Raw genomic sequence first — 21110 nt, forward strand, 5'->3', positions numbered from 1 at the left:
ACCGGGATCCGGGCGGGTGGGCTCGGGCTGGGCCGGCTCGGGGCTCGCCGGTGCTGGCTCGGACGTCTCCAACACGGTCGTTCCCGGATCGATCGACGCGGGCTTGGTCGATTCCGGCGTGGTCGACTCGGGGTTGGCCGACTCCAGCTTGGTCGACTCGGGCTCGGCCGACTGCGGCTTCGTGGGCTCGAGCAGGACCGATGTGGGGCCGGTCGAGTCGGGCTGCGAGCCGGTCGGCCAGTGCGATTCGGAAGTCGACGGCTCAGGCACTTGCGACTCCGCCAACGGTGACTGTCCGGAATTATCGGACTTGTCGGTGATGGGGCGGGAGCCGTAGACCGCGCCGCCGACCGGTGTTGGCTTAGCGGTCTTGCTGCCGGGTTTGCTCATGCTGGCCAGGCTGGTCGGCCGCCCGGAGCGGGAATTCCCGGCGCTGGTCCGGCCGCCGGCATTGGAGTTTTCACTCGAACCGGAGACGCCACCAGCTTCAACGCCCGAGCCGGAGCCGCCACCGTAGGTAGTGGCTCGGCCAGAGCCCGAGCCGGAGCCGCCACTGTTGGTAGTGGCGCGGTCGGAGCCCGAGCCGCCGCCGTAAATACCGGTCCGGTCAGAGTCCGAGTCCGGGCCGTTGATAGCGGTCCGGTCAGAATGCGAGCCACCGCCATAGGTGGTGGTCCGCTCGGAAACGGCGGCGTCACCGGCACCAGCAGAGCCATAGGTAGTGCCGTGCCCAATTGCCCGACCCGAACTCGATGAGCCGGAGTCCTTGGTCGGCGAGCGGCCGGCCGACCCGTTCGGCGATGCCTCCGGGAAGAACTCGGTCCGATCCGACGACTCCCGGCCAGCCGGCGAGCCATAAACAGCCCTCGAAACCGGCGCGGAACTAGGCGCCCCAGGAACCGAGCCCGAAGCCGCACCCGGCCCAGCTGGCCCAGACCCCGGAACAGTCCCGGACCGGAAGACAGACCCGGCCGCAGCGGCAGGCCGCGCCGACGAAGCGCCCGATGACGACCCGGACCCCGAAGCCGGCCCACCCAAGCCGGGCACCGAAGACACCGGCACAGCCGCAGACCCAGAAACCGGCGCTGCCGCAGATCCGGGGACCGGCGCGGAACCCGAAACCGGCGCAGCCGACCCGGCAGAGGCCCACAACGCTCCCGGGGCGGGGGGTGGCGGGAGTTCGTACCCCTGATCGGTCTGCGGCCGCGACCCTGCAGCGGGCGGCATCGTGCCGTCGCTGCCCGGTTTCGCCTGCTGCTCGTCCATGGGTCCTCCCGAACGTCGCCACCGAGCGTGCCGACGTCATCAATCGGACGCCGGGCAAGCCGGATGCCGGGCGCTCGTCACTACCGTGCCACACTCGCGCTCATTAGCGCACCCGGCGTCAGCCGGTCCCCGCATAAAGATCAGGTGTCAGGTCAGCGTTGACCAGCGGTCCGGCCGTCCGCTGCGATCAACCGGATTGTTTCGCCTCGGCCGACGCGGCAGCCGAAGCCAACTTCGAGGACGAAGCTGACTTCGAGGACGAAGCTGACTTCGAGGACGAAGCTGACTTCGAGGACGGAGCGGACTTGGAAGCCGCAGGGGCCGACGAAGCCGGCTTGGCCGAGGATGGTGTAGCCGCGGAGGACGTAGCAGCGGAGGTAGGAACAGACGCCGCCGGCGACTTGGTGGTCTCGGACGGCTTCGGGTCCGCAGCCGGCGTGCTCTTGCTCGGGTCCGGAGTCGGGTTGGGCTTACTGGTCGAGGTTGACGTTGACGGCGACGGGCCCGGCTTGCTGGTGGACGCGGACGGCGACGGTCCCGGCTTGCTCGTGGAGACCGAGGGCGACGGGCCAGGGTTGCTGGTCGACGCGGATGGCGACGGTCCCGGCTTGCTCGTGGACGCCGACGGCGACGGTCCCGGCTTCGAGGTCTTCGACGGCGACGGGGCTGGCTTGCTGGTGGCCGGCGAGTGGTTGCTCGGCTTCTCCGGGTCAGGCGAGCCAAGCTTCGGGCCCTCGACCGTGCCCTCGACCGAGCCGTACACCCGGGTCGCCGCGAACAGGCGGGTCCAGCGCACCGGGGTGAGCCGGACGTCCAGGCCGGTGCGCGGGGCCTCGACCATCATGCCGTTGCCGGCGTACATGGCCACGTGGTGGATGTCCGTCCAGCTGCTTGATGAGCTGAAGAACAGCAGGTCACCGGGGAGCAGTGAGTAACGGTCAACGGTCTTGTTGCGGGTCTGGTAGTACTGGTCGCGCGACACCCGGACGAGCGGGAAGCTGCCGGCCGCGGTCGAGCGGTAGGAGTAATACATCAGCCCCGAGCAGTCGAACTGGTCCGGGCCTTCCTCCGACCAGACGTACGGGTCGCCGCGTTGAGCCAGGGCGATCGTCAGGGCCGCCACGGCGCGCGGGTCGGCGCCGCGGCCCTGGTTCTCACCGGCCAGGATGCCCTTGCCGACCGCCGCGTCCTGGGCCGCCTCGGCGGCGTCCGCGGCGTTCACCACGTCGGAGTTCGCCTGCTCCAGCTTCTGCTGGGCGGTGTTCGCCTTGGTGAGGTCGGCCTGCTTCGCCGTCCGGTCGTCGGTGAGCGTCTTAACCTGCGCGGTGAGCGTCTGCTGCTCGGCCAGCGCCGCAGCGTAAGCCGCCTGCACGATGGTCAGTTGGCGCGCCGCCGCTTCCTGGCTCGCCGAATCACCCCGTTGCAGGCGAGCGAGGGAGTCCAGGTCCTGCAATCCGGTGCCGAAGCTGCCGGGCGGAAGAGCGGCTGCATCCCGTACGGCCAAAGCAGCCGCCGCCTCGACCTCTTGCTGGGCCACCGTCACCGCGGCCTGGGTCTGCGTCACCTTGGTGGTCGCGGTCTGCAGCTGTTGCGAGGAAAGCGCGAGGTCCTCGTCGACCTTGGTGAGTTCCTCGCCCTTCTTGTTGATCGCGGTGCGCCCGGCCTCGATCTTCTGCATGACCGGGTTGGTCGCCACCGGGCTCGTGGTCACCGGAAGCGAGGTGATCGGGGTCGAGGCAGCCGGGGTGGTGCTGGTGCCGGCCTGCTGACCCGGCATCGTGATGGCACCGTTGCCCGGCACGTACGGCGCGGAGCCGGTGTCGGGGATCGCGCCGGGAATCCCAGGGGCGGCGGGTGCGGCCATGGCGGGCAGGGGATTGAACAGCGACGCGATAGCCGCCGCGGTCACCGCGGTCAGCGCCAGCGGTCGCCACCACGGGCGTGCCCGTAGAGCCACGCCACGTCTGCCCTGCCACCTCATGGACATGCGCTCCTGCCCCGGACCCGGTCGCACGCCGGTCCCCTAAAGGTCATACCCCAGAAGCAGTACCGGTGTCGATTGATTCAAGTTGAAAGGACCCTGTGAATCGTAAGCCTGATTCGTGACCTGTGCCGCCCGTTCCCCTGCGCCGGCGATGTTCTGTCAGAGGGCCGACGTAGGCTCTGCACGAATACCGGTGAAGGGCGGAACAGGTGGACGTCGGACGCAAGCGCGAACTCGAGGCGAAGGTGTACGCCGGTGAGCGGCTGAGCCGCGAGGACGGCATCGCCCTGTACGAATCCGATGACCTGGCCTGGCTGGGGCGCCTGGCGCACCACAAGCGCACCGAGCTGAACGGCGACCGGGTGATGTTCAACGTCAACCGGCACCTCAACTTGACGAACGTCTGCTCCGCCAGTTGCGCCTACTGCTCGTTCCAGCGCAAGCCGGGCGAGAAAGACGCGTACACGATGCGCATCGACGAGGCCGTGCGCAAGGCCAAGGAGATGGAGGATGAGCAGCTCACCGAGTTGCACATCGTCAACGGCCTGCACCCGACGCTGCCCTGGCGCTATTACCCCAAGGTGCTGCGCGAGCTCAAGGCCGCGCTGCCCAACGTCAAGCTCAAGTGCTTCACCGCGACCGAGGTGCAGTGGTTCGAAAAGATCAGCGGCCTGCCCGCCAGCGAGATCCTCGACGAGCTGATGGATGCCGGGCTCGAGTCGCTGACCGGGGGCGGCGCGGAGATCTTCGACTGGGAGATCCGCCAGCACATCGTGGATCACAACACCCACTGGGAGGACTGGTCGCGGATCCACCGGCTGGCGCATGAGAAGGGCATGAAAACCCCGGCGACCATGCTGTACGGCCACATCGAGGAGCCCCGGCACCGCGTCGACCACGTCATGCGGCTCCGGGAGCTGCAGGATGAGACTGGCGGGTTCGCAGTCTTCATTCCCCTGCGTTACCAGCACGACTTCGTCGACTCGGCGGACGGCAAGATCCGCAACCGCATCCAGGCCCGGACCACGATGGCCGCGCCGGCCGAGTCGCTCAAGACGTTCGCGGTGTCCCGGCTGATGTTCGACAACGTGCCGCACGTCAAGTGCTTCTGGGTCATGCACGGCCTGTCGGTGGCCCAGCTCTCGCTCAACTTCGGCGCCGACGACCTCGACGGCTCGGTGGTCGAATACAAGATCACCCACGACGCCGACTCGTACGGCACGCCGCACACCATGCACCGCACCGACCTGCTCGACCTGATCTGGGACGCGGGCTTCCAGCCGGTGGAGCGCAACACCCGCTACGAGGTCGTGCGCGAATACGACAGGCCCACCTCGCTGGCCGAGCGCCGCAGCGAGCCGCAACGGGTCTGGGCCTAGGCGCGGGGCCCCGGCGTACCCTGTGTCTTGTCATGGCCGAAACTGAGAGTGTGCGCCGTCCGCGCCGCGACGCGGACGGACGCTTGGCGACCATCCAGGACCTGCTCGGGGTTGCGCTGGCCGGGCTGGTGTCCGGCTTGGTCATCCTGTTGATCTTCGAGGGCGCCATGTCGCTCGTGCGCGCCTCCGAGTTCGGCGACGCCAGCGGCTGGATTGCCATCGTGCTGCCGGTGTGGCTGTTCACCGAGGAGTTCCGGGCCGCCGACTACGGTGCTTACCGGATCATCGTCGCCGCGCTGGCCGCGGGCTTCGGGGTGGCGATCGGGATGACCCTGGCCGGGCTGGTGTCGCCGCTCTTCCCCGACCTGGTCAGCGGCGGCATGGGTGCGCTCGGGCTGACAGTGGTCTACAGCGTGGTCTGGTTCTACGGTCTGCGATGGCTCAGCCATCGGGCCGGCTGACAGGAGTTTGCTATGAGTCCCGCCGTCAAGTACACGCTCGGCCGCCTCGGCTTGTTCATCGTGGTCTTCGTGCTGCTGCTGCCGGTCCCGCTGAACTTCCTGGTCAAGGCGATGCTCGCGCTGATCGCCTCGGCCGGGTTCTCCTACTTCCTGCTGGCCAAGTGGCGCAACGAGATGGCCGAGCAACTCGGCGGCGCCGCCGAACGCCGAGCGGCCGAAAAGGAACGCCTGCGCGCGGCCCTGGCCGGCGACGAAGCCGCAGCAGCCGCCGGCGACCGCGCCGCCGAACCCCCCGCCGGCAAAGAGGCTCGCTAGCGCCCCCATCGCACCGGTATACGGGGCACATTGGCATATTGCCAGACATCGATGTCGGTGGTGGGGTGAGCAGACACGAACTCACCCCCGGAGGTCGTTCATGAGACGACGCGTCACCGGTCTGGCCGCTGCCGCCGCGGCCGGCTTTGCCCTGATCGCCGCAGCTATCGCCGCTCCACCCGCGTCCGCGCAGCCCACCGCGAGCGCCGACAGCTCCGCCGCGTACGAAATCTACGATGTGCGCACGCTCGCGCAGCGCAACCTGATCGCCAGCACCGGCGTCTCCATCGACGCGGTTGAGCACGCTGTGGTGGAGGTGACCGCCACTGCGCAGGAAGTCCGCTCGCTCAAGGCGCTGGGGTTCACCGTCAAGAAGGTCGACCCCGTGTCCACGCTGGACTTCCCGTCACGCGACGCCGCTTATCACAACTATGCGGAGACGATCAGCGAGGTCAACGCCGCTGTGGCCGCGTACCCGGCGATTGCCAGCAAGCGGGTGCTCGGCAAGACCTATGAGGGCCGGGACATCGTCGCCATCAAGATCTCGGACAACGTCGGCACCGACGAGAACGAGCCCGAGGTGCTCTACGACGCCAACCATCATGCGCGCGAGCATCTGACCGTGGAGATGGCCCTCTACCTGCTCAAGCTCTACACCAGCAGCTACGCCAGCGACAGCCGGGTCAAGAGCATCGTCGACAGCCGCGAGATCTGGATCATCCCGTCGGTCAACCCGGACGGCGCCGAGTACGACATCGCCACCGGCAGCTACCGCTCATGGCGTAAGAACCGGCAGCCCAACAGCGGTTCCTCGTACGTCGGCACCGACCTGAACCGCAACTACGGCTACAAGTGGGGTTGCTGCGGCGGCTCGTCGGGCAGCACCTCGTCGGAGACCTACCGGGGCCCGTCGGCGTTCTCGGCCCCCGAGACCAAGGTCGTCCGCGACTTCGTGCTGAGCCGGGTCGTCGGCGGTGTCCAGCAGATCAAGGCGGCGATGGACTTCCACACGTACTCCGAACTGGTCCTCTGGCCCTTCGGTCACACCACCGCAACCACCACGACCGGTATGACCGCCGACCAGAACCGCACCTTCGCGACGCTGGGGCGGCAGATGGCCGCCACCAACAACTACACGCCGGAGCAGTCCAGCGCCCTCTACATCACCGACGGCGACCTGCTCGACTACCTCTGGGGTACGCACAAGATCTTCGCCTACACCTTCGAGATGTACCCCACCAGCTCGTCGGCCGGCGGCTTCTACCCGCCCGGCAGCGTGATCACGCGCGAGACCGCGCGCAATAAGGAAGCCGCGCTTCTGCTGGCCGAGGCGGCCGACTGTCCCTACAAGGTGATCGGCAAGCAGGCCACATACTGCTGACCGTTTGCGATCGCTGGCTACCTGTCGTAGCTTTCTGGCTATGACAGGTGGCCTCGATGCCTAAGGCGGGACTCAACCGCGACGCCGTTGTCGACCTGGCGCTGGCCCTGGTCGACGAGAAGGGCCTCGACGCGCTCAGCCTCGCGGCGCTCGCGGAACGGGCCGGAGTCGCTGCGCCGTCGCTCTACAAGCACGTCGGCGGGCTTCCTGACCTGCGTAATCTCATGGCTGTCAAAATTATGCAGGACATGGTGCGCGGCAGCACGGCAGCGGTGCTCGGGCTCAGCCGCGACGAAGCGGTCGCCGCGCTCATGCGGCACTTCCGCGCGTTCGTCGTGCAACACCCCGGCTGGTACGCGCTGGCGCCGCTCGACCCGATCAACCAGGGCTCGGCCGCCATGGCCGACGCGGGCAGCGAGTTCCTGCAGGTCTTCTACGCCGTCCTGCGCGGCTACGGCCTCACCGAGTCGCAAGCGATCCACGCCATGCGGCGGCTGCGGGCAGCGGTGCACGGCTTCGCCTCGCTGGAGGCCAACGGCGGCTTCGGGCTGGCCGAGGACATCGACGAGTCGTACGAGGGCGTCATCGCGATGGTGACGGCCAGCCTCTAAGCGGTCTGCAGGATGGCGAAGGTGCCGCCCTGCGGGTCCTGCAGAATCGCCGAGGGCCCGACCGGCAGCAGCGTTGGTGGCTGCAGCACCCGGCCGCCGAGCGACTGGGCGTAGGCCGTCGAGTCCGTGCAGTCGAGGACCGCGAAGTAGATCATCCAGTGTGGCGGGAGGTCGTGCGGCCAGCCGTCGTCCATGGGCTGCATGCCGGCGATGGCCTCGCCCTGGTGCTCCCACACGATGTACGGCCGCCCCTCCACGTCGCTCTCGCGGGCCAGCCAGCCGAATACCTCGCCGTAGAACGCGGCCGACCCCTCCACGTCGCGGGTGGCCAGCTCGTTCCAGGTCAGCGCGCCGGGCACGTCGAACACGTCGGCGCCTTTCATCGTGCCGGCCTGCCACACGCTGAACGGCGCACCCGCCTGGTCGAGGAACGCGGCCATCCTCCCCTGGTACATCACGTCGAACGGCGGCACCAGCACCTTGCCCCCGGCCGCCTCGACCCGGCCCGTCACCGCGTCGGCGTCGTCGGTGGCGATGTAGGTGCTCCACGCCGTCGGCTGGCCCTCGCCGAACAGCGGACCCGCGCCCGCGGTGGCCCGCCCGTCGATGCGGAACGTGGTGTAGCCGCCGTACTCCTCGCCGGAGATCTCGGCTTCCCAGCCGAACAGCCGGCTGTAGAACCGGATGGCGTCGTCCAGGTCGGCGGTGCCCAGATCTACCCAGTTCGGCACCCCGGGCATCGGATGGGTCATACCCCGCCCCTTCAAGACGATCGCCAACGACGGTCAATCGTCGCACCACGATGCACCAAGCGGCGCCTGTCAGTCGGAAGTCCAACTGTTAGGACCATAGGATTCGATGCTGTGGAGAATCTGACCGTGCGCACGGCTGACGCGCAGGATCTCGGCGCGGTCCTGCGCTTCTGGTCCGCCGCAGCCGAAAATGCCAACCGTCCCCCGGACAGCCACGCCGCCCTCGCCGCCCTGCACCTGCGCGATCCGGACGCGCTGATCCTGGCCGTCGACGGCGCTGGCATCGCCGGCACGGTCGTCGCGGGCTGGGACGGCTGGCGGTGTCATCTCTACCGGCTGGCGGTGGACCCGGCCCGGCGCCGGTCGGGCATCGGACGCACGCTGATCGCGGCGGCTGAGCAGCGCTTCCGGGCGCTCGGGGGCACCCGCGCCGACGCCATGGTCCTGGACGACAACGAGGGTGCCCACGCGATCTGGGCGGCCAGCGGCTATCGCCGCCAGCCGGAATGGTCGCGCTGGGTGAAAACGCTCTAAAGAGGCTGCGGCAGCGGCTCGGCGTGCACCACGGACAGCCGGGAAACCGCGCGCGTCAGGACGACGTAGAGCCGGTGCAGACCGCGGGGTTCGGCTGCCACGATCTGGGCGGGTTCGACGACGATGACGTGGTCGTACTCCAATCCCTTGACGATCGTGGCCGGCACGACAGTGACTCGCGCCTCGGAATCGACCTCGTCGGGCGTCGCGACCGGCAGGCCGGTGCGCGTGAGATGGGTGCGCAGCCGATCCACTGCAGCGTCCGCGGCAATCACCGCAACCGAACCCTCATGCTCCAGCGCCGCCGTCACCTCGACCAGGGTCGCGGCAGCAACCTCGGCCGCGTCGTGGACCGGCACGATGGCCAGGTCGCCGTCACGACGAAGAGAAATCGCTTCCGGTACGTCCACAGCCAGCGCCGGCAGCAACTTGTTGGCCAGCGCCACCACGGACGCCGGCACCCGGAACCCGACGGTCAGCGGCACCACGGCCGCCCCCGCCTTGCCGAGATGACCCAGCGTGTCCTGCCACCGCGCGGCCGCCCACGGCGCGGTGCCCTGCGCAAGATCCCCGAGCAGAGTGATTGACCCGTGCTCGCTGCGCCGCGCAATGGCCCGCGCCTGCATCGGCGACAAATCTTGCGCCTCATCCACGACCACGTGCCCGAAGCTGCTCTCCCGTTCGAGCAACCCGGCCGCCTCGTCCAGCAACAACAGATCCGCGGCGCTGAACTTGGCAGACTTAGGCGTTTTCGGAGCCTTGGCCCACAGCAATGCCGCCTGTTCCTCGGCAGTCAGAATGTCACCCGCAGCCAGCAATTCCGGATCGGTCAGCAGCGCCACCACCAGCGCCTCCGGGGTCATCGCCGGCCAGGCGGCAGCAAGGAACTCCTTGACCGGCGCCACCTTTGCCATCTTCTTCAGCCACGTTTCGCTCGGCGAGTTCCCCGTCCGATACTCCGATTGCCGCTGCAACAACCCGACAACCCGGGCGCGCACCCGTTCCCGGCCTACTGAATAGGGAAGCCCTTCCCGTCGCGCCTCGTCAACAATGCGCCGCAACGGCTCCGTGTCAATGCGCCACCTATACGAACCATCCGACACCATGATGGGCTCGGTCGGCTTGCCCAGCCGGTTCCACAACGCCCGCCGCAAAATTTCGGCCATCCGCGGGTCATGCTTGAGAAATTCCGCTTCCGGGCTGTCCTCACCCTTAACCGGTACGCGCGAAATGAGGGCTTCCACCGTGGACTGCTGCACCTCGACCTCGCCCAACGCGGGCAGCACAGCAGAGATGTAGGACAGGAACGCGGTGTTAGGGCCAACGATCAGGACACCGGTACGGCGTAAGCGCTCTCGGTGGGCGTACAGCAGGAATGCGGCCCGGTGGAGTCCCACAGCCGTCTTTCCCGTTCCCGGCGCGCCCTGCACGCAGATCGAATCTTCGAGCTCGGCGCGGACCAGTTCGTCCTGTTCGGGCTGAATGGTGGCAACAATGTCGCGCATCGGCCCCACCCGCGGCCGCTCGATTTCCGCGGTCAGAATGCGGCTGCTGGTGCCCAACTCCTCGCCGCGATCCAGGTGCTCGTCTTCGAAGCTGGTCAGCTCGCCCTTGACGAACCCGAACCGGCGCCGGATCAGCACACCCCGGGGATCGCGGACGCTGGCTTGGTAAAAGGACTGGGACAGCGGTGCCCGCCAGTCGAGCACCATCGGTTCCCCGGCATCATCGGTCACATGCCGGCGCCCGATGTGGTACGCCGCCTCGGAAACAGCAAGCTTGCCGAAGAACAGCGCGGTGCCCGGATCATCAGCCAGTTCGGCAACCCGGCGCGACAACGTTCGCCCGAGCGTCTCGGCCGCGAACGGATCCCCGGCTACATCGGCGGAAGCGGAAAACAGGCTCTCGGCTCGATCCCGCATCCGCCCCAGAGCAGCACGCGAATCTGCAAGATGCCGGCGCTCGGCCGCTAATTCATCATCAAGGTCGGTGTGGGCAGGCAGCGTCATCCGAGAAACCTTTCGGCGTCGGTATCGATGGTTCGGCTGACCTGGGCCGCCCGGCGCTCCGTCAAGAGGCGGTGTCGGCAGTGCCCGGCTGAACCCGCAGCACAGAGCGCGGGCGAGCGCACCAGCGTACGCCCGCCCCCGCCCCTCAGCGACCCATTTACCAGCCTGGCGCCTGGCGGATCTGCGTCTGCGCGCCGGCAGTGGCTTGAGCCGGGCGCGGGCCGGCTGGGGTGGCGCGGGATCATCAAGGGATGGCTGAGCAGCGCACCTCGACGAAGATCACCGAGCCTCGGGTCATGCGGGCGCTGGCGCATCCGGCTCGGATTGCCATTCTTGAGCACCTGGACAGTACGGGTGGCGTTGCTACCGCTACGCAGTGTGCCGAGCTGGTCGGGTTGTCGCCGAGTGCAACCAGCTACCACCTGCGGGAGCTGGCCAAGGTGGGCCTGGTCGAGCAGGCGCCGAGCCGTGGGGACGGCCGCGAGCGGGTGTGGCGCAGCACGTCGGCCGGCTTGAGCGTCGATGGCGACACGGCTGAGCCGGAGACCCGGGCCGCTGAGCAGGCGCTGGTCGAGGTGTGGACCGCGCGCAACACCGCGCAGGTGCAGCAGTGGTGGGCACGCCGGCATGGCGAGCCGAAGGAGTGGCAGGAAGCGGCGACGTTGATGGTGCCGATTCTCCTGCTCACCGCCGAGGAACTGGTCGAGCTCAACGCCAAGGTCACCGCGCTGGTGGAACCGTACCGGCGGCGCAACCGCATCGGCAAAGCTCCCGAAGGGGCCCGCCCAGTCACTCTGCAATACGCCGCCGTGCCCCGTGACGAAGCCGAACGCGGCGAGCAGGGAAGCGACGAGCCGGGGAGAGCAGAGCTGCCGAGTTGAAACCTTGCTTCCACCATATGTGAAGGATTATTTTCGAAGTATGTCCTTCGCATCTGATGCTTCGTGCTGGCGTGATGTGTATATCGCCGCCGCGGCGCGTGGCTTGTCGGTTTGTGGCGACTTCCTGGCCGCTACCGCGCTGGCGCTGGCGTTGCAGCAGGCCGGGGCCGGAGGCTTCCTCGTATCCGCGCTGATGCTGGCCGCGATCGCGCCCATCGCGCTGCTCGCCCCGATCGGCGGCCGGCTCGCGGATCGGGCCGACAGCCGGGCCATCCTGGTCACCGTCGGCTCGGCGCAGTCCGTGATCTGCTCGGTCCTAGCCTTTGTCAGCGAGCCGTGGCTGATCATCGCGCTGGTCGCCGTGCTGGCCAGCGGCCTGGCCGTCACCCAGCCCACGCTGGCGGCCCTGGTCCCGGCGATGGTCCGGCGCGAGGACATGAGCCGGGCCGGCGGCATCACCCAGACCGCGTCGAGCGTCGGCATGCTTGTCGCTCCCGCGCTGGCCGGCGTGCTGGCCGGGCAGTTCGGGGCGCGGGTTCCGCTGCTGATCGATGCGGTGAGCTATGCGGCGCTGGTCGCGGCCGGTGTGCTTCTGCGTACCAGAAGGGGATCGGCACAACGAGCCACCGGAAGCTGGACCTTGCGCAGCGACAGGCTGGTTGCGGTGATGATCGTGGCGCTGGCTGTGACGGTGGCGGGGGTCGGGGCGATCAACGTGATCGAGGTGTTCTTCATCCGGGAGACGCTGCACGCCTCGACCACGATCTTTGGGCTGGTCAGCGCGGCGTGGACGGCGGGGGTGCTGCTCGGGGCGCCGATCTTCGGACGGTTGGGGCGGCGCTGGAACGACCCCGCGAAACTGGTCCGCATGGTGCTGCTGTGCGCCGCCGGGTGCTGTGTGGTCGTGCTGGGCGCCGCTACCGTGCCGAACGCCTGGCTCATCGTGCCGTTCTGGATCGTCGGCGGGTTCTGCAACGGCGGGCTCAACGTGTACAGCGCGGTTGTGATCGCCGAACGCGTGCCGGATGCGGTGCGGGGGCGGGCCTTCGCCGCGATGAGTGCGGCAGTGCAGGCCGGTGGCATGGTCGGCTTCCTGGTCGGCGGCCCGTTGCTCGAGCTCTTTGCGCCGCGGCCGTTGGTTGCGGCAGCGGGTCTCGCCGGGCTGGTTGCCGTGGCGATCTGTTTCGCGCCGGTACGTGAGTTTGCTCCCTCCGGCCCGGCCAGCGCCAAGGTCGGAGATAGCGTCGGAGCATGAGCGACGCAGTCCAGCGCCCCCGGGTCGGGCACATCCAGTTCCTCAACTGTCTTCCGATCTACTGGGGCTTGATGCGCTCCGGCGCGCTGCTCGACGTTGATCTGCACAAGGACACCCCCGACCAGTTGAGCGCCGCGCTCGTCGCTGGTGACTTGGACATCGGCCCGATCACGCTTGTCGAATACCTGAGGCACGCCGACGAGTTGGTGCTGCTGCCCAACCTCGCGGTGGGCAGCGACGGCCCGGTGCTGTCGGTCAACATCGTGTCCACCCGGCCGCTGGCCGAGCTGGATGGGCGTCCGGTGGCCCTCGGCTCCACCTCGCGCACCGGTGTGCTGCTGGCCCAGATGCTGCTCACCGAGCAGTACGGTGCCGAGCCGGAGTATTTCCGCTGCCCACCGGAGCTCAACCAGATGCTGCTGGAGGCGGACGCCGGCGTGCTGATCGGCGACCCGGCCCTGCGCGCCATGTACGAGGCACCCAAAGCCGGCCTCACGGTCACCGACCTCGGCGAGGCGTGGAAGCAGTGGACCGGGCTCCCGATGGTCTTCGCCGTCTGGGCGGTGCGCAAGGACTTCGCTTCCACCAGCCCCGGCGTGGTCAAGGACGTGCACGAGGCGTTCCAGCGCAGCCGTGACCTCTGCCTCAACGAACTCGACTCGGTTGCCGAGTCCGCGGCCCGGTGGGAGCCGTTCGACGCGGCGACGCTGGCCACGTACTTCCGCGCCCTGGACTTTTCCCTGGGTGAGCGGCAGATCGCCGGCCTGCGGGAATTCGCCCGGCGTGCGGCGGCGCGTGGCGAAGTGCCCGCGCTGGGCGAAAACGGTCCCCAATTCGCCCAGGTGTGAAGCAAGCTGCGAGGCGAAAGCGCAGGCCGCGGAAGGCGGAAGCGCAAGAGAAAGACGATCAGAAGCAGAAGTCTGAGCAAAGCGGGGTAGCGCCGATACGGTCCCGTCCCCTACGTTGCCGCCATGCGTCTGCACACTCTGCTGGGACGGGTCGCGTTGCCGGTCGTCCTCACTGCCCTGGCTACCACCGGGGCGGCCCTGCCCGCGCATGCCGGCCCGGGGGACCTGCCGGCGCAGCCCGAGGCGATGCTTGTCCTGCCCGATCGCGTGGTCGCGGTGGGAGGCAAGTCGAAGACGATCGAGTTTTCGGTGTTCTCCTTCGGGGCCAAGCCGGCCGAGGGCCTGAGCGTCAAGTTCGGCAGCGCCACCCACCCGGTGCCCGCCAGCGTCGGGCTCACCCTGCCGAAGAGCTGCACGGACACCGGGTGCCCGCTCGAGGTCAGCGAGGAGGCGAAGCTGTCGTTCACGGTCAGCCCGACCGCCGCGTTGCCCAAGCTGGGGGAGACCTTCGAGGTCAGCGTGCAGGACGCGGCCGGGGTGCAGTTGGATCGCACGCACGTCACGGTGATCTCCGCGAAGTCCGGCGTCGACCTTGAGATGAAGAAGATCGACGACCTCGAGGTGGCGCCCGGCAAGAGTGCCACCGTGCCTGTTGTCATCCACAACTCGGGCACCGAGGTCGCGAAGGGCGTCGGTGTGGTGCTGGCCGGTTCGCCGTTCCTGGAGTTCCCGGCCAAGTACTCGAACTGCTCCAAGGTGGACGATCTTTTCGGCATCGTGTGCATGTTCAACGACACCATCGCGGCGGGTCAGACCTTCACGCTCGCGGACCGGACGCCGCTGAAGATCAAGGTGGCGGCGGATGCGCCCGGGCCAGCCGATTACTTCGCCGGGGCGTACGCGGGCTCACTCGACGACCTTGATCTGGACGCTCCGGCCGCGGACCAGGCGGGCCAGCTCAGCCTGGAGCCGGTCATGCAGGCCCAGGGCGTGGCGCCGAAGGAGCTCAACGACTGGGACAACGCCCGCACCTTCGTCGTCAAAGTGCCGGACAACCCCGCAGACAACGTCGCCATCGGGGGTACGTTCACAGGCCCGTCCGGCGCCACCCGTACCGTCAAAGTGGGCCTGCGCAACGACGGCCCGGCGGCGACAAACGGTCCGCTTCAGGGCTGGGTCACGCTGGTGGATGTCACAGTCCCCAAGGGCGTCAAGGTAACCAAGGTCGACCCCTACTGCGAGGCCGACGGTGACCGTAAGTACGTGTGCGTGTCAGTGCAGAACGTACGCAAGGGTGAGAGGGCGCTGTTCTCGTTCACCGCGACCATCGTCGGCGCCAGCGACCCCGGTTCGGTCAAGGTGAACGGTGGCAAGCAGGATCCCCAGGCGTCAAACGACACCGCGGAACTCGCCGTGGAGCTGGAGACCGGTGGCGAGGGCGGCGGCGGTGGCCTGCCCGTCACCGGCGCCCCGGGCGGCTGGATCGTGGGTGGCGGCTCAGCGCTGCTGCTCGCGGGCGCGATTGCCCTGTGGACAGCCCGTCGCCGCCGCATCATCACGCTGGCCGAATAGAAGTCGGCGCGTCCTGCTGCTGGCGCCCTTGTCGATGCGCTGCAGTGCGGTGCCGTCATGGGTACGGGCCGTGGTGGCTCCGGCCGAAGCCGCAGCCACCACCAGGGCCGCGTCCGAGATCAGTGCTTCTCCGCGACGGTGACCCGCTCACCGCGGGACTGGCGCGGGATGACCGCCGGGCGCTGCGACGGCGTCCACCGGATGCCCCGCAGCGTCAGCAGGCTGGAGAACAGGCCGGAGAACACGCCGATGACACCGAGCGCGATGGCCGTGGCCGACGGCAGCACCAAGCGGATCGTGCCGCGCGGGTCGAGCGGGCCGAAGTCGGCCTGACCCCAGCCGGCCACCGCGACGATCGTGCCGGCCAGGCCGAGCGCCATCAGGGCCAGGCCGATCATGATGCAGCGCTCGAAGGTCAGCCAGCGGGCCCAGGCGTCCGGCTTGTCGTTGCGGACCAGGCCCTCGAAGCGGCCGTAGATCTCCGCGAAGCCGCCGAACAAGGTCAACTGGGCGCCGACCAGCACGGCGATGCAGGAGTAGACCAGGGCGTTGATGCTGAACTCGACCCCGGCGATGGTGCGCGGGCCGGTGGCCAGGGTCACCGTGCTGGCCAGGCCGAGCAGCAGCAGCAGGAAACCGGGCCACACCAGCGTACGGCGGGGCGCGAAGACCAGCAGGAAGCGCAGATGCCGCCAGCCGTCGCGCCAGGTGCGCAGGTGCGGCGGGCGGCTGCGGCCATCGGGCTGCAACGTGGTGGGCACCTCGACCATGTCGTAATTGCTGAGCGAGGCCCGTACGACGAGCTCGGACGCGAACTCCATGCCCGGCATGCGCAGGTCGAGATCGCGGATCCGGTCGCGGTTGAAGCCCCGGATGCCGCAGTGGAAATCGCCGATGCCCTTGAGCTTGAACAGTGCCCGGCCCAGCCAGGACAGCACCGGGTTGCCCAGGTAGCGGTGCAGGGGCGGCATGGCACCGGGAGCGATGCCGCCGCGGAACCGGTTGCCCATGACCACGTCGTGGCCCTCGCGCAGCTTCTCGATGAACGGGCCCAGGTTCGACAGGTCGTACGAATCGTCGGCGTCGGCCATGATCACGTAGCGGCCGCGGGCTTCGTTGATGCCGTTGATCAGGGCGGCGCCGTAACCGCGCTGCGGGGCATGCACCACGCGGGCGCCGGCGGCGGTGGCGATCTCCTGGGAGCCGTCTGTGGAACCGTTGTCGCTCACCAGCACCTCGCCGTCCACGCCGAGTTCGGCGAGCGAGCGCAGGGCTTTGCGGACGCATACTTCCAGCGTCTCCGCCTCGTTGAGGCAGGGCAACAGGACTGTGACCTCGAGGTCAGTGGACATGTTCGGCGGCTGCTTTCGTAGTCGTCTCGACGGATGTTCCAGCGGAGGGGGCAGACGGCGGGCGGCGCGACGCGGCGACCACCCGCTGGACGGCCAGCGCCGTCCCGACGGGAATGAGAAGCACAGCGGGGATGGCGTAGCGGTAGTCGAAGATGCTCGTGGCCACGGACGCGACGAGCAGCCCGAATCCGGCCCCCACGAACAGCAGGGCGTCCGCGGCATCACGCCACGGCACCCGGCGGGGACGGAACACCGCGGCGAACAGGGCGAGCAGCACGGCCACCGCGTAGAACGGCCCCGGCGTAGTCACCCACTGGGCGTACTTGCGCAGCCGAGCGCCCTCATGGTTTGGCACCTTGATGGTGGCCGAGGGGATGGCCAGCGGGGACGAGGTGTCCAGGTAATACACGGCGTTGCACCGCTCACCGGGGATCGCCGGGGGGAGCCAGCGATCCATCGCGCATTGGTTGGACGGGTTCAGGGGAGCCCGCCAGCGCAGGTGCCACGACGTCTCCTCGGCGACCATGCCGACGAAGTCCAGGGGTTGCTGCTTGATGACCGTGGTGGCGAACTCGTTGAAGAACTTGTCGTTCTCCACGCCCTTGTACAGCCGGTTCACCGGGCTCTGCGGGTTCCAGATGTAGGCGTCCGGACGTTGCTTCCACTCCGGCGGCGGGTTCTCCACGCAGAGGGTGCGCTGCTTGGCGGTCAGGTCCAGCTTGGGGCAGTCGGCGATGGTCATCACGCGGGCGTACAGGAAGCGGCCCTGATATTGGCCCATCGCATAGACCTGGTACGTCATGTGGTACCAGACCATGTAGCCGCCCAGCACCAGCCCGGCCGGCGCCACGAACGCCAGGATCCGTAGCCAGCCCGCGCGCCGGACGATCAGATACACGGCCACCAGCCCGATCACCGGCAGCCCGACGGTACGGGTGATCGCCGCGAAGCCGAGCAGCAGCCCGGCGATCGGGGCGGCCACCCAGCCGACCTTTTCCCGCCACGCCAGCAGGAACAGCGCCGCAGCCGTGATCGCCACGTACGTCGTCTCGGCCAGCACGAAATGCTCGATGGTCAGCTCGCGGGCGTCCACCGCGATCGGCACCACGGCCAGCGCGGCCAGCCAGGGCCGGGTGCCACGCCGGATCAGAAACGCGTAGGCCGCGATGATCAGCGCGATGGCCAGGACGTGCTGCGCGATCGCCACCGGTTCGAGGGGGCCGGGGACGAACGGCTTGAGCAGGATCGAATAACCGAAGGGGCGGATCTGGTACGGAATGTTGCTGTACGCCCCCGCGACGTACGGCCGACTGTCCGAGAAGTAGAACGCATAGGGGTAGGCGTGCACCATGAGCACACGCAGGGTGATCGCGACGGCGAGTACGGGCAGCAGGAAAAGGTGTCGGCGTAATCCCGCGAAAGCCACATTCAGGACACCGTTGCGCGTGTCGATGTCGGAGCTTAAGGATCCGGCAAGGGGCGTCAAAGTGAATCCACAGTTTCTAGACAGCAAAGCGGTGTATCACTATGGCACCCACGCGCCAGTCGGCGACGCCCCGAAAAGTCGAGTATTGATGACAACTGCACAACTGGGCGTGACCTGACTCACAACAATCCACAGGGGACGGTCGCCCCGACCGCCCCCTTGCGCAGGTCAGGCGTCGAGAATCCGGTCCAGCGCGGCCACATCGTCGGCCGTCAACTGCCAGCCACCTGCTGTTGCATTCGCCTTGACCTGCTCCGCGCTCGTCGCCCCAGCGATCACACTGGTCACTGCGGGGCGTGCGGCCAGTCCGGCGATTGCCACCTCCAGCAACGAATGACCCCGTTCCTTCCCGTACGCCGTGAGCGCCTCGATCAGATCCCAGTCAGCGCCTTCGAGCCATCGCCGATAGCGCTCCTGCGAGAGCCGGCTGCCCGCTGGGGCCTGCTGGCCGCGCTGGTATTTGCCGCTGAGCAGCCCGCTGTCGAGCGGGAAGAACGGCAGCAGCCCCAGCCCGAAGCGCTCGCAGGCCGGCACCACTTCGGCTTCGACCTCGCGGTGCAGCAGGCTGTACTGGTTCTGGGCGCTGATGAACGGGGTGCGCCCGTCGGCCCGCGCGGTCCAGTCGGCATCGGCGATCTGCCAGCCGGCGAAGTTCGAGTTGCCCAGGTAGCGCACCTTGCCCGAGCGGACCAGGTCGTCGAGCGCCGCGAGGGTCTCGTCGATCGGGGTGGCCTCGTCGGGCTGGTGGATCTGGTACAGGTCGAGATAATCGGTGCCGAGCCGGCGCAGTGAGGCCTCCACCGCGCGGATGATGTACCCGCGGGCGCCCCGGGCTCCGCGGTCGGCGCCGTTGAGGCCTTCCATGTCCATGCCGAACTTGGTGGCCAGCACGATCTCGTCGCGGCGGCCCTTGAGCGCCTCGCCGAGCAGCTCCTCGGAGCTGCCGTGCGGCGTGCCGTAGATGTCCGCCGTGTCGAACAGGGTGATCCCGGCATCGAAGGCCGCGTCGACCACCTCACGGGTGCCGTCCAGGTCGAGCTTGCGCCCGAAGTTGTTGCAGCCGATCCCGACCGCGCTCACGACCAGGCCAGAAGCGCCGAGACGGCGGTAGCTCATGTCACTCATGAACCGACCCTATGCCGGTGCCGGGGCGGTCTGCCCCGGCACCGGCCGGTTACCCGTCAGCCCTTGTGAAACTTCTGGTTCGTGGTGCCCGCGCAGTCCCACAACTGCAGCCGGCCACCGTCGTTGGCGTTCCAGTCCTTGATGTCGATGCACCGGTTCGCGGCCACGTTGACCAGGTCGCCGGCGCCGGACAGGACGAACTGCTGAGCCCCGGTGCCGTTGCAGGTGTAGAGCTGGATGGCCGAGCCGTTGGCGGTAGCGCCGGCCGACACGTCCATGCACTTGCCGCCGGCCGTCACGGTGTTGCCGTTGAACGTCCACTTCTGGGCGGCCGAGCCGTTGCACGACCACATCTGCAGCGGCGCGCTGTCGACGAAGCTGCCGTTCGGCACGTCGATGCACTTTCCGTTCCAGTCATTGATGATCGGCACGCCGCTGCTGGAAGGCGGCGGAGTGGTGCCACCGGCGCCGAACGGGGTCAGGATCAGCGCGGCTGAACGCGGGTCGCCGTCGTGCACCAGCGACTCGAAGTTCGCCACATCGTCGAACGCGAACGCGTAGGCCTTACCGTCGACCATGTTCTGGTGAATGATCTTGGCGTACTGGTTGGCCGGGTTGTTCTGGTAGAACTGCGCCGCGTTTGTCGACGGCTGGGTGTCGATGGTGCCCAGCGTGCCACGGTTGAGCGCGGCGCACAGCGTCCGGGAGATCGGGCCGCGCACCTGGTCGTTGGGGGCGGGCAGGTCGCCGTCACAGCCCCACACCGAGGCCGAGGACGGCTTGTTGAACGAGGTCACCGTCTGCCCGGAGGTGTTGGTGAAGTTCATGACGTTGCCCGACGTACGACCGAAGTACTTGACGTTCGGCTGGTCCAGGAACGGCGTCACGGTCAGCGTCTTGCTGGTGTACGCGTTCCACGCCGAGTTGATGTACGAGTCGTAGTAGTTGGAGGCCAGCAACCCGGCCCCGGCCGCCTTGCCCGGCGACAGGGCTCGCAGCACGGTGCCGTCCGAGCGCGACACGACCGTGTTGCCCCAGCCCGGCTGCGCCTTGATGCCGTTCAGGACCTTGTTGCGCCCGTCGCTGACCAGGTCACCGGTGCGCGAGGTAACGCCGTTGGCCCCGGTGACGGCGACCGCGTGCGGTACCGAGAACATGTCGACCTGCGAGCTGTTCAGCCACAGGCCGTCGTTGTTGTAGGTGAACTCGCTCCAGTCGAACAGGATGTTGTAGTTCGGGTCGCCGGTCGCCCACGGAGCCGGCTGAACGAGACCATCGGGGGTGAGGAAGAACTTGATCTTCTCGCCGAGAGAGAAGTAGACGCGGCCGGAGAAGCCGAGCGGGAACCGGACCGTGGTGGAGCCGCCGTTGCCGGGTCCCCCCTGCGACACGTCGGGAGCCGCCGAGGGCGGGTTCGAGCCGGCCGGCCAGTTGGAGAAGGTGCCGGCGTTGTTGACGTAGCCGAGCCGGCCGGTGTTGAGGTTGACACCGATGACGTACACGTAGACCGCTTCGCCGCGGCCGGTGTTGTTGGTGATGGTTACGGGAAGCACGGCCGGGCCGACCGCTTGCGCGGGGGACGCGACGGCGGCGACCGCGGCGGGAACGCTCATCGCCAACGCGGCGAGCGTCTGTAGAAGCCTTCTTCTGGTACGCACAGAGACTCCTCGGGGATAGAGGGACTGCGCGCCGACAAGGCCCCGCGACGGGGACCGCCGAGGGGAGGGGCCTAGAGAGCGCTCTCACAGCATCGAAGCATGAACAGCCTGTGTCAATAGACAACATTTGATGTAACTTGCAGACGGCCTCAAGCCCCGGCATCCTCGGCGCGCAGGCCGGTCCTTCCCGGTACTCCTCCCGGCCGCCGTCGTTTTGTCGGCAATGACCGCAGCGGCACTC

Annotated in this window: 16 protein-coding genes and 2 pseudogenes; 10 read left to right on the plus strand and 8 right to left on the minus strand. The window is 68.3% G+C overall.

The window, feature by feature from the left end; all coding sequences use genetic code 11:
* Together TFC3_RS37705 and TFC3_RS01410 are read right to left on the minus strand one after the other, a co-directional pair.
* Positions 1–390: pseudogene (locus TFC3_RS37705) on the minus strand (hypothetical protein); the annotation flags it as partial.
* Positions 391–1453: 1063 nt separating this feature from the next.
* A complete protein-coding gene (locus TFC3_RS01410; protein ID WP_236717930.1) occupies positions 1454–3223 on the minus strand; it encodes a C40 family peptidase in 1770 nt (589 codons plus the stop codon).
* Between the two features lie 236 nt (positions 3224–3459).
* On the opposite strand from TFC3_RS01410, the gene mqnE reads away from it, so the two are divergent.
* The 5 genes and pseudogenes from mqnE (at position 3460) to TFC3_RS01435 (ending at position 7397) form a co-directional block, all read left to right on the plus strand.
* A complete protein-coding gene (gene mqnE, locus TFC3_RS01415; protein WP_067494499.1) occupies positions 3460–4629 on the plus strand; it encodes an aminofutalosine synthase MqnE in 1170 nt (389 codons plus the stop codon).
* Between the two features lie 32 nt (positions 4630–4661).
* On the plus strand, positions 4662–5090 hold the full coding sequence (locus TFC3_RS01420) for a hypothetical protein (protein ID WP_067494502.1): 429 nt from the start codon (positions 4662–4664) through the stop codon (positions 5088–5090).
* 12 nt (positions 5091–5102) lie between these two features.
* Positions 5103–5405 (plus strand): DUF4229 domain-containing protein, encoded by a 303-nt coding sequence (locus TFC3_RS01425; protein WP_067494505.1) that lies wholly within the window; start codon positions 5103–5105, stop codon positions 5403–5405.
* Between the two features lie 100 nt (positions 5406–5505).
* Positions 5506–6783: pseudogene (locus tag TFC3_RS01430) on the plus strand (M14 family metallopeptidase); the annotation flags it as partial.
* 59 nt (positions 6784–6842) lie between these two features.
* On the plus strand, positions 6843–7397 hold the full coding sequence (locus TFC3_RS01435) for a TetR/AcrR family transcriptional regulator (RefSeq protein WP_067505714.1): 555 nt from the start codon (positions 6843–6845) through the stop codon (positions 7395–7397).
* Here TFC3_RS01435 and TFC3_RS01440 read toward each other — a convergent pair.
* Complete coding sequence (locus tag TFC3_RS01440; RefSeq protein ID WP_067494511.1) at positions 7394–8149, minus strand: VOC family protein; 756 nt, start codon at positions 8147–8149, stop codon at positions 7394–7396. The genes TFC3_RS01435 and TFC3_RS01440 overlap by 4 nt on opposite strands.
* A gap of 111 nt (positions 8150–8260) precedes the next feature.
* On the opposite strand from TFC3_RS01440, the gene TFC3_RS01445 reads away from it, so the two are divergent.
* Positions 8261–8683 (plus strand): GNAT family N-acetyltransferase, encoded by a 423-nt coding sequence (locus TFC3_RS01445; protein WP_067494514.1) that lies wholly within the window; start codon positions 8261–8263, stop codon positions 8681–8683.
* On the opposite strand, the gene TFC3_RS01450 is transcribed toward TFC3_RS01445, so the two are convergent.
* Positions 8680–10692, minus strand: a complete 2013-nt coding sequence (locus tag TFC3_RS01450) for an AAA family ATPase (RefSeq protein ID WP_067494517.1) — start codon at positions 10690–10692, stop codon at positions 8680–8682. The genes TFC3_RS01445 and TFC3_RS01450 overlap by 4 nt on opposite strands.
* Before the next feature lie 251 nt (positions 10693–10943).
* Here TFC3_RS01450 and TFC3_RS01455 point away from each other — a divergent pair, with 251 nt between their 5' ends.
* The 4 genes from TFC3_RS01455 (at position 10944) to TFC3_RS01470 (ending at position 15248) form a co-directional block, all read left to right on the plus strand.
* Positions 10944–11573 (plus strand): helix-turn-helix transcriptional regulator, encoded by a 630-nt coding sequence (locus TFC3_RS01455; protein ID WP_067494520.1) that lies wholly within the window; start codon positions 10944–10946, stop codon positions 11571–11573.
* Positions 11574–11613: 40 nt separating this feature from the next.
* The gene (locus tag TFC3_RS01460; protein WP_067494523.1) at positions 11614–12828 is read left to right on the plus strand and encodes an MFS transporter; all 1215 of its coding nucleotides are present in this window, start codon (positions 11614–11616) and stop codon (positions 12826–12828) included.
* The gene (locus TFC3_RS01465; protein WP_067494526.1) at positions 12825–13676 is read left to right on the plus strand and encodes a menaquinone biosynthetic enzyme MqnA/MqnD family protein; all 852 of its coding nucleotides are present in this window, start codon (positions 12825–12827) and stop codon (positions 13674–13676) included. The genes TFC3_RS01460 and TFC3_RS01465 overlap by 4 nt, the downstream gene beginning before the upstream one ends.
* A gap of 123 nt (positions 13677–13799) precedes the next feature.
* A complete protein-coding gene (locus TFC3_RS01470) occupies positions 13800–15248 on the plus strand; it encodes a hypothetical protein (protein ID WP_067494529.1) in 1449 nt (482 codons plus the stop codon).
* A 119-nt stretch (positions 15249–15367) separates the two neighbouring features.
* On the opposite strand, the gene TFC3_RS01475 is transcribed toward TFC3_RS01470, so the two are convergent.
* The 4 genes from TFC3_RS01475 to TFC3_RS01490 form a co-directional block, all read right to left on the minus strand.
* Positions 15368–16600 carry a glycosyltransferase family 2 protein gene (locus TFC3_RS01475; protein ID WP_067494532.1) on the minus strand — a complete coding sequence of 411 codons (1233 nt, stop codon included), beginning with the start codon at positions 16598–16600 and terminating at the stop codon, positions 15368–15370.
* A complete protein-coding gene (locus TFC3_RS01480) occupies positions 16590–18026 on the minus strand; it encodes a hypothetical protein (RefSeq protein ID WP_236717931.1) in 1437 nt (478 codons plus the stop codon). The genes TFC3_RS01475 and TFC3_RS01480 overlap by 11 nt, the downstream gene beginning before the upstream one ends.
* A 228-nt stretch (positions 18027–18254) precedes the next feature.
* Positions 18255–19211, minus strand: coding sequence for an aldo/keto reductase (locus TFC3_RS01485; protein WP_173745289.1), 957 nt, complete (start codon positions 19209–19211; stop codon positions 18255–18257).
* A 56-nt stretch (positions 19212–19267) separates the two neighbouring features.
* Positions 19268–20869, minus strand: a complete 1602-nt coding sequence (locus TFC3_RS01490) for a beta-1,3-glucanase family protein (RefSeq protein ID WP_067494537.1) — start codon at positions 20867–20869, stop codon at positions 19268–19270.
* Between the last annotated feature and the right edge of the window lie 241 nt (positions 20870–21110).

It is taken from the genome of Actinoplanes sp. TFC3, from assembly GCF_001553785.1.
In the GTDB taxonomy this organism is placed as follows: domain Bacteria; phylum Actinomycetota; class Actinomycetes; order Mycobacteriales; family Micromonosporaceae; genus Actinoplanes.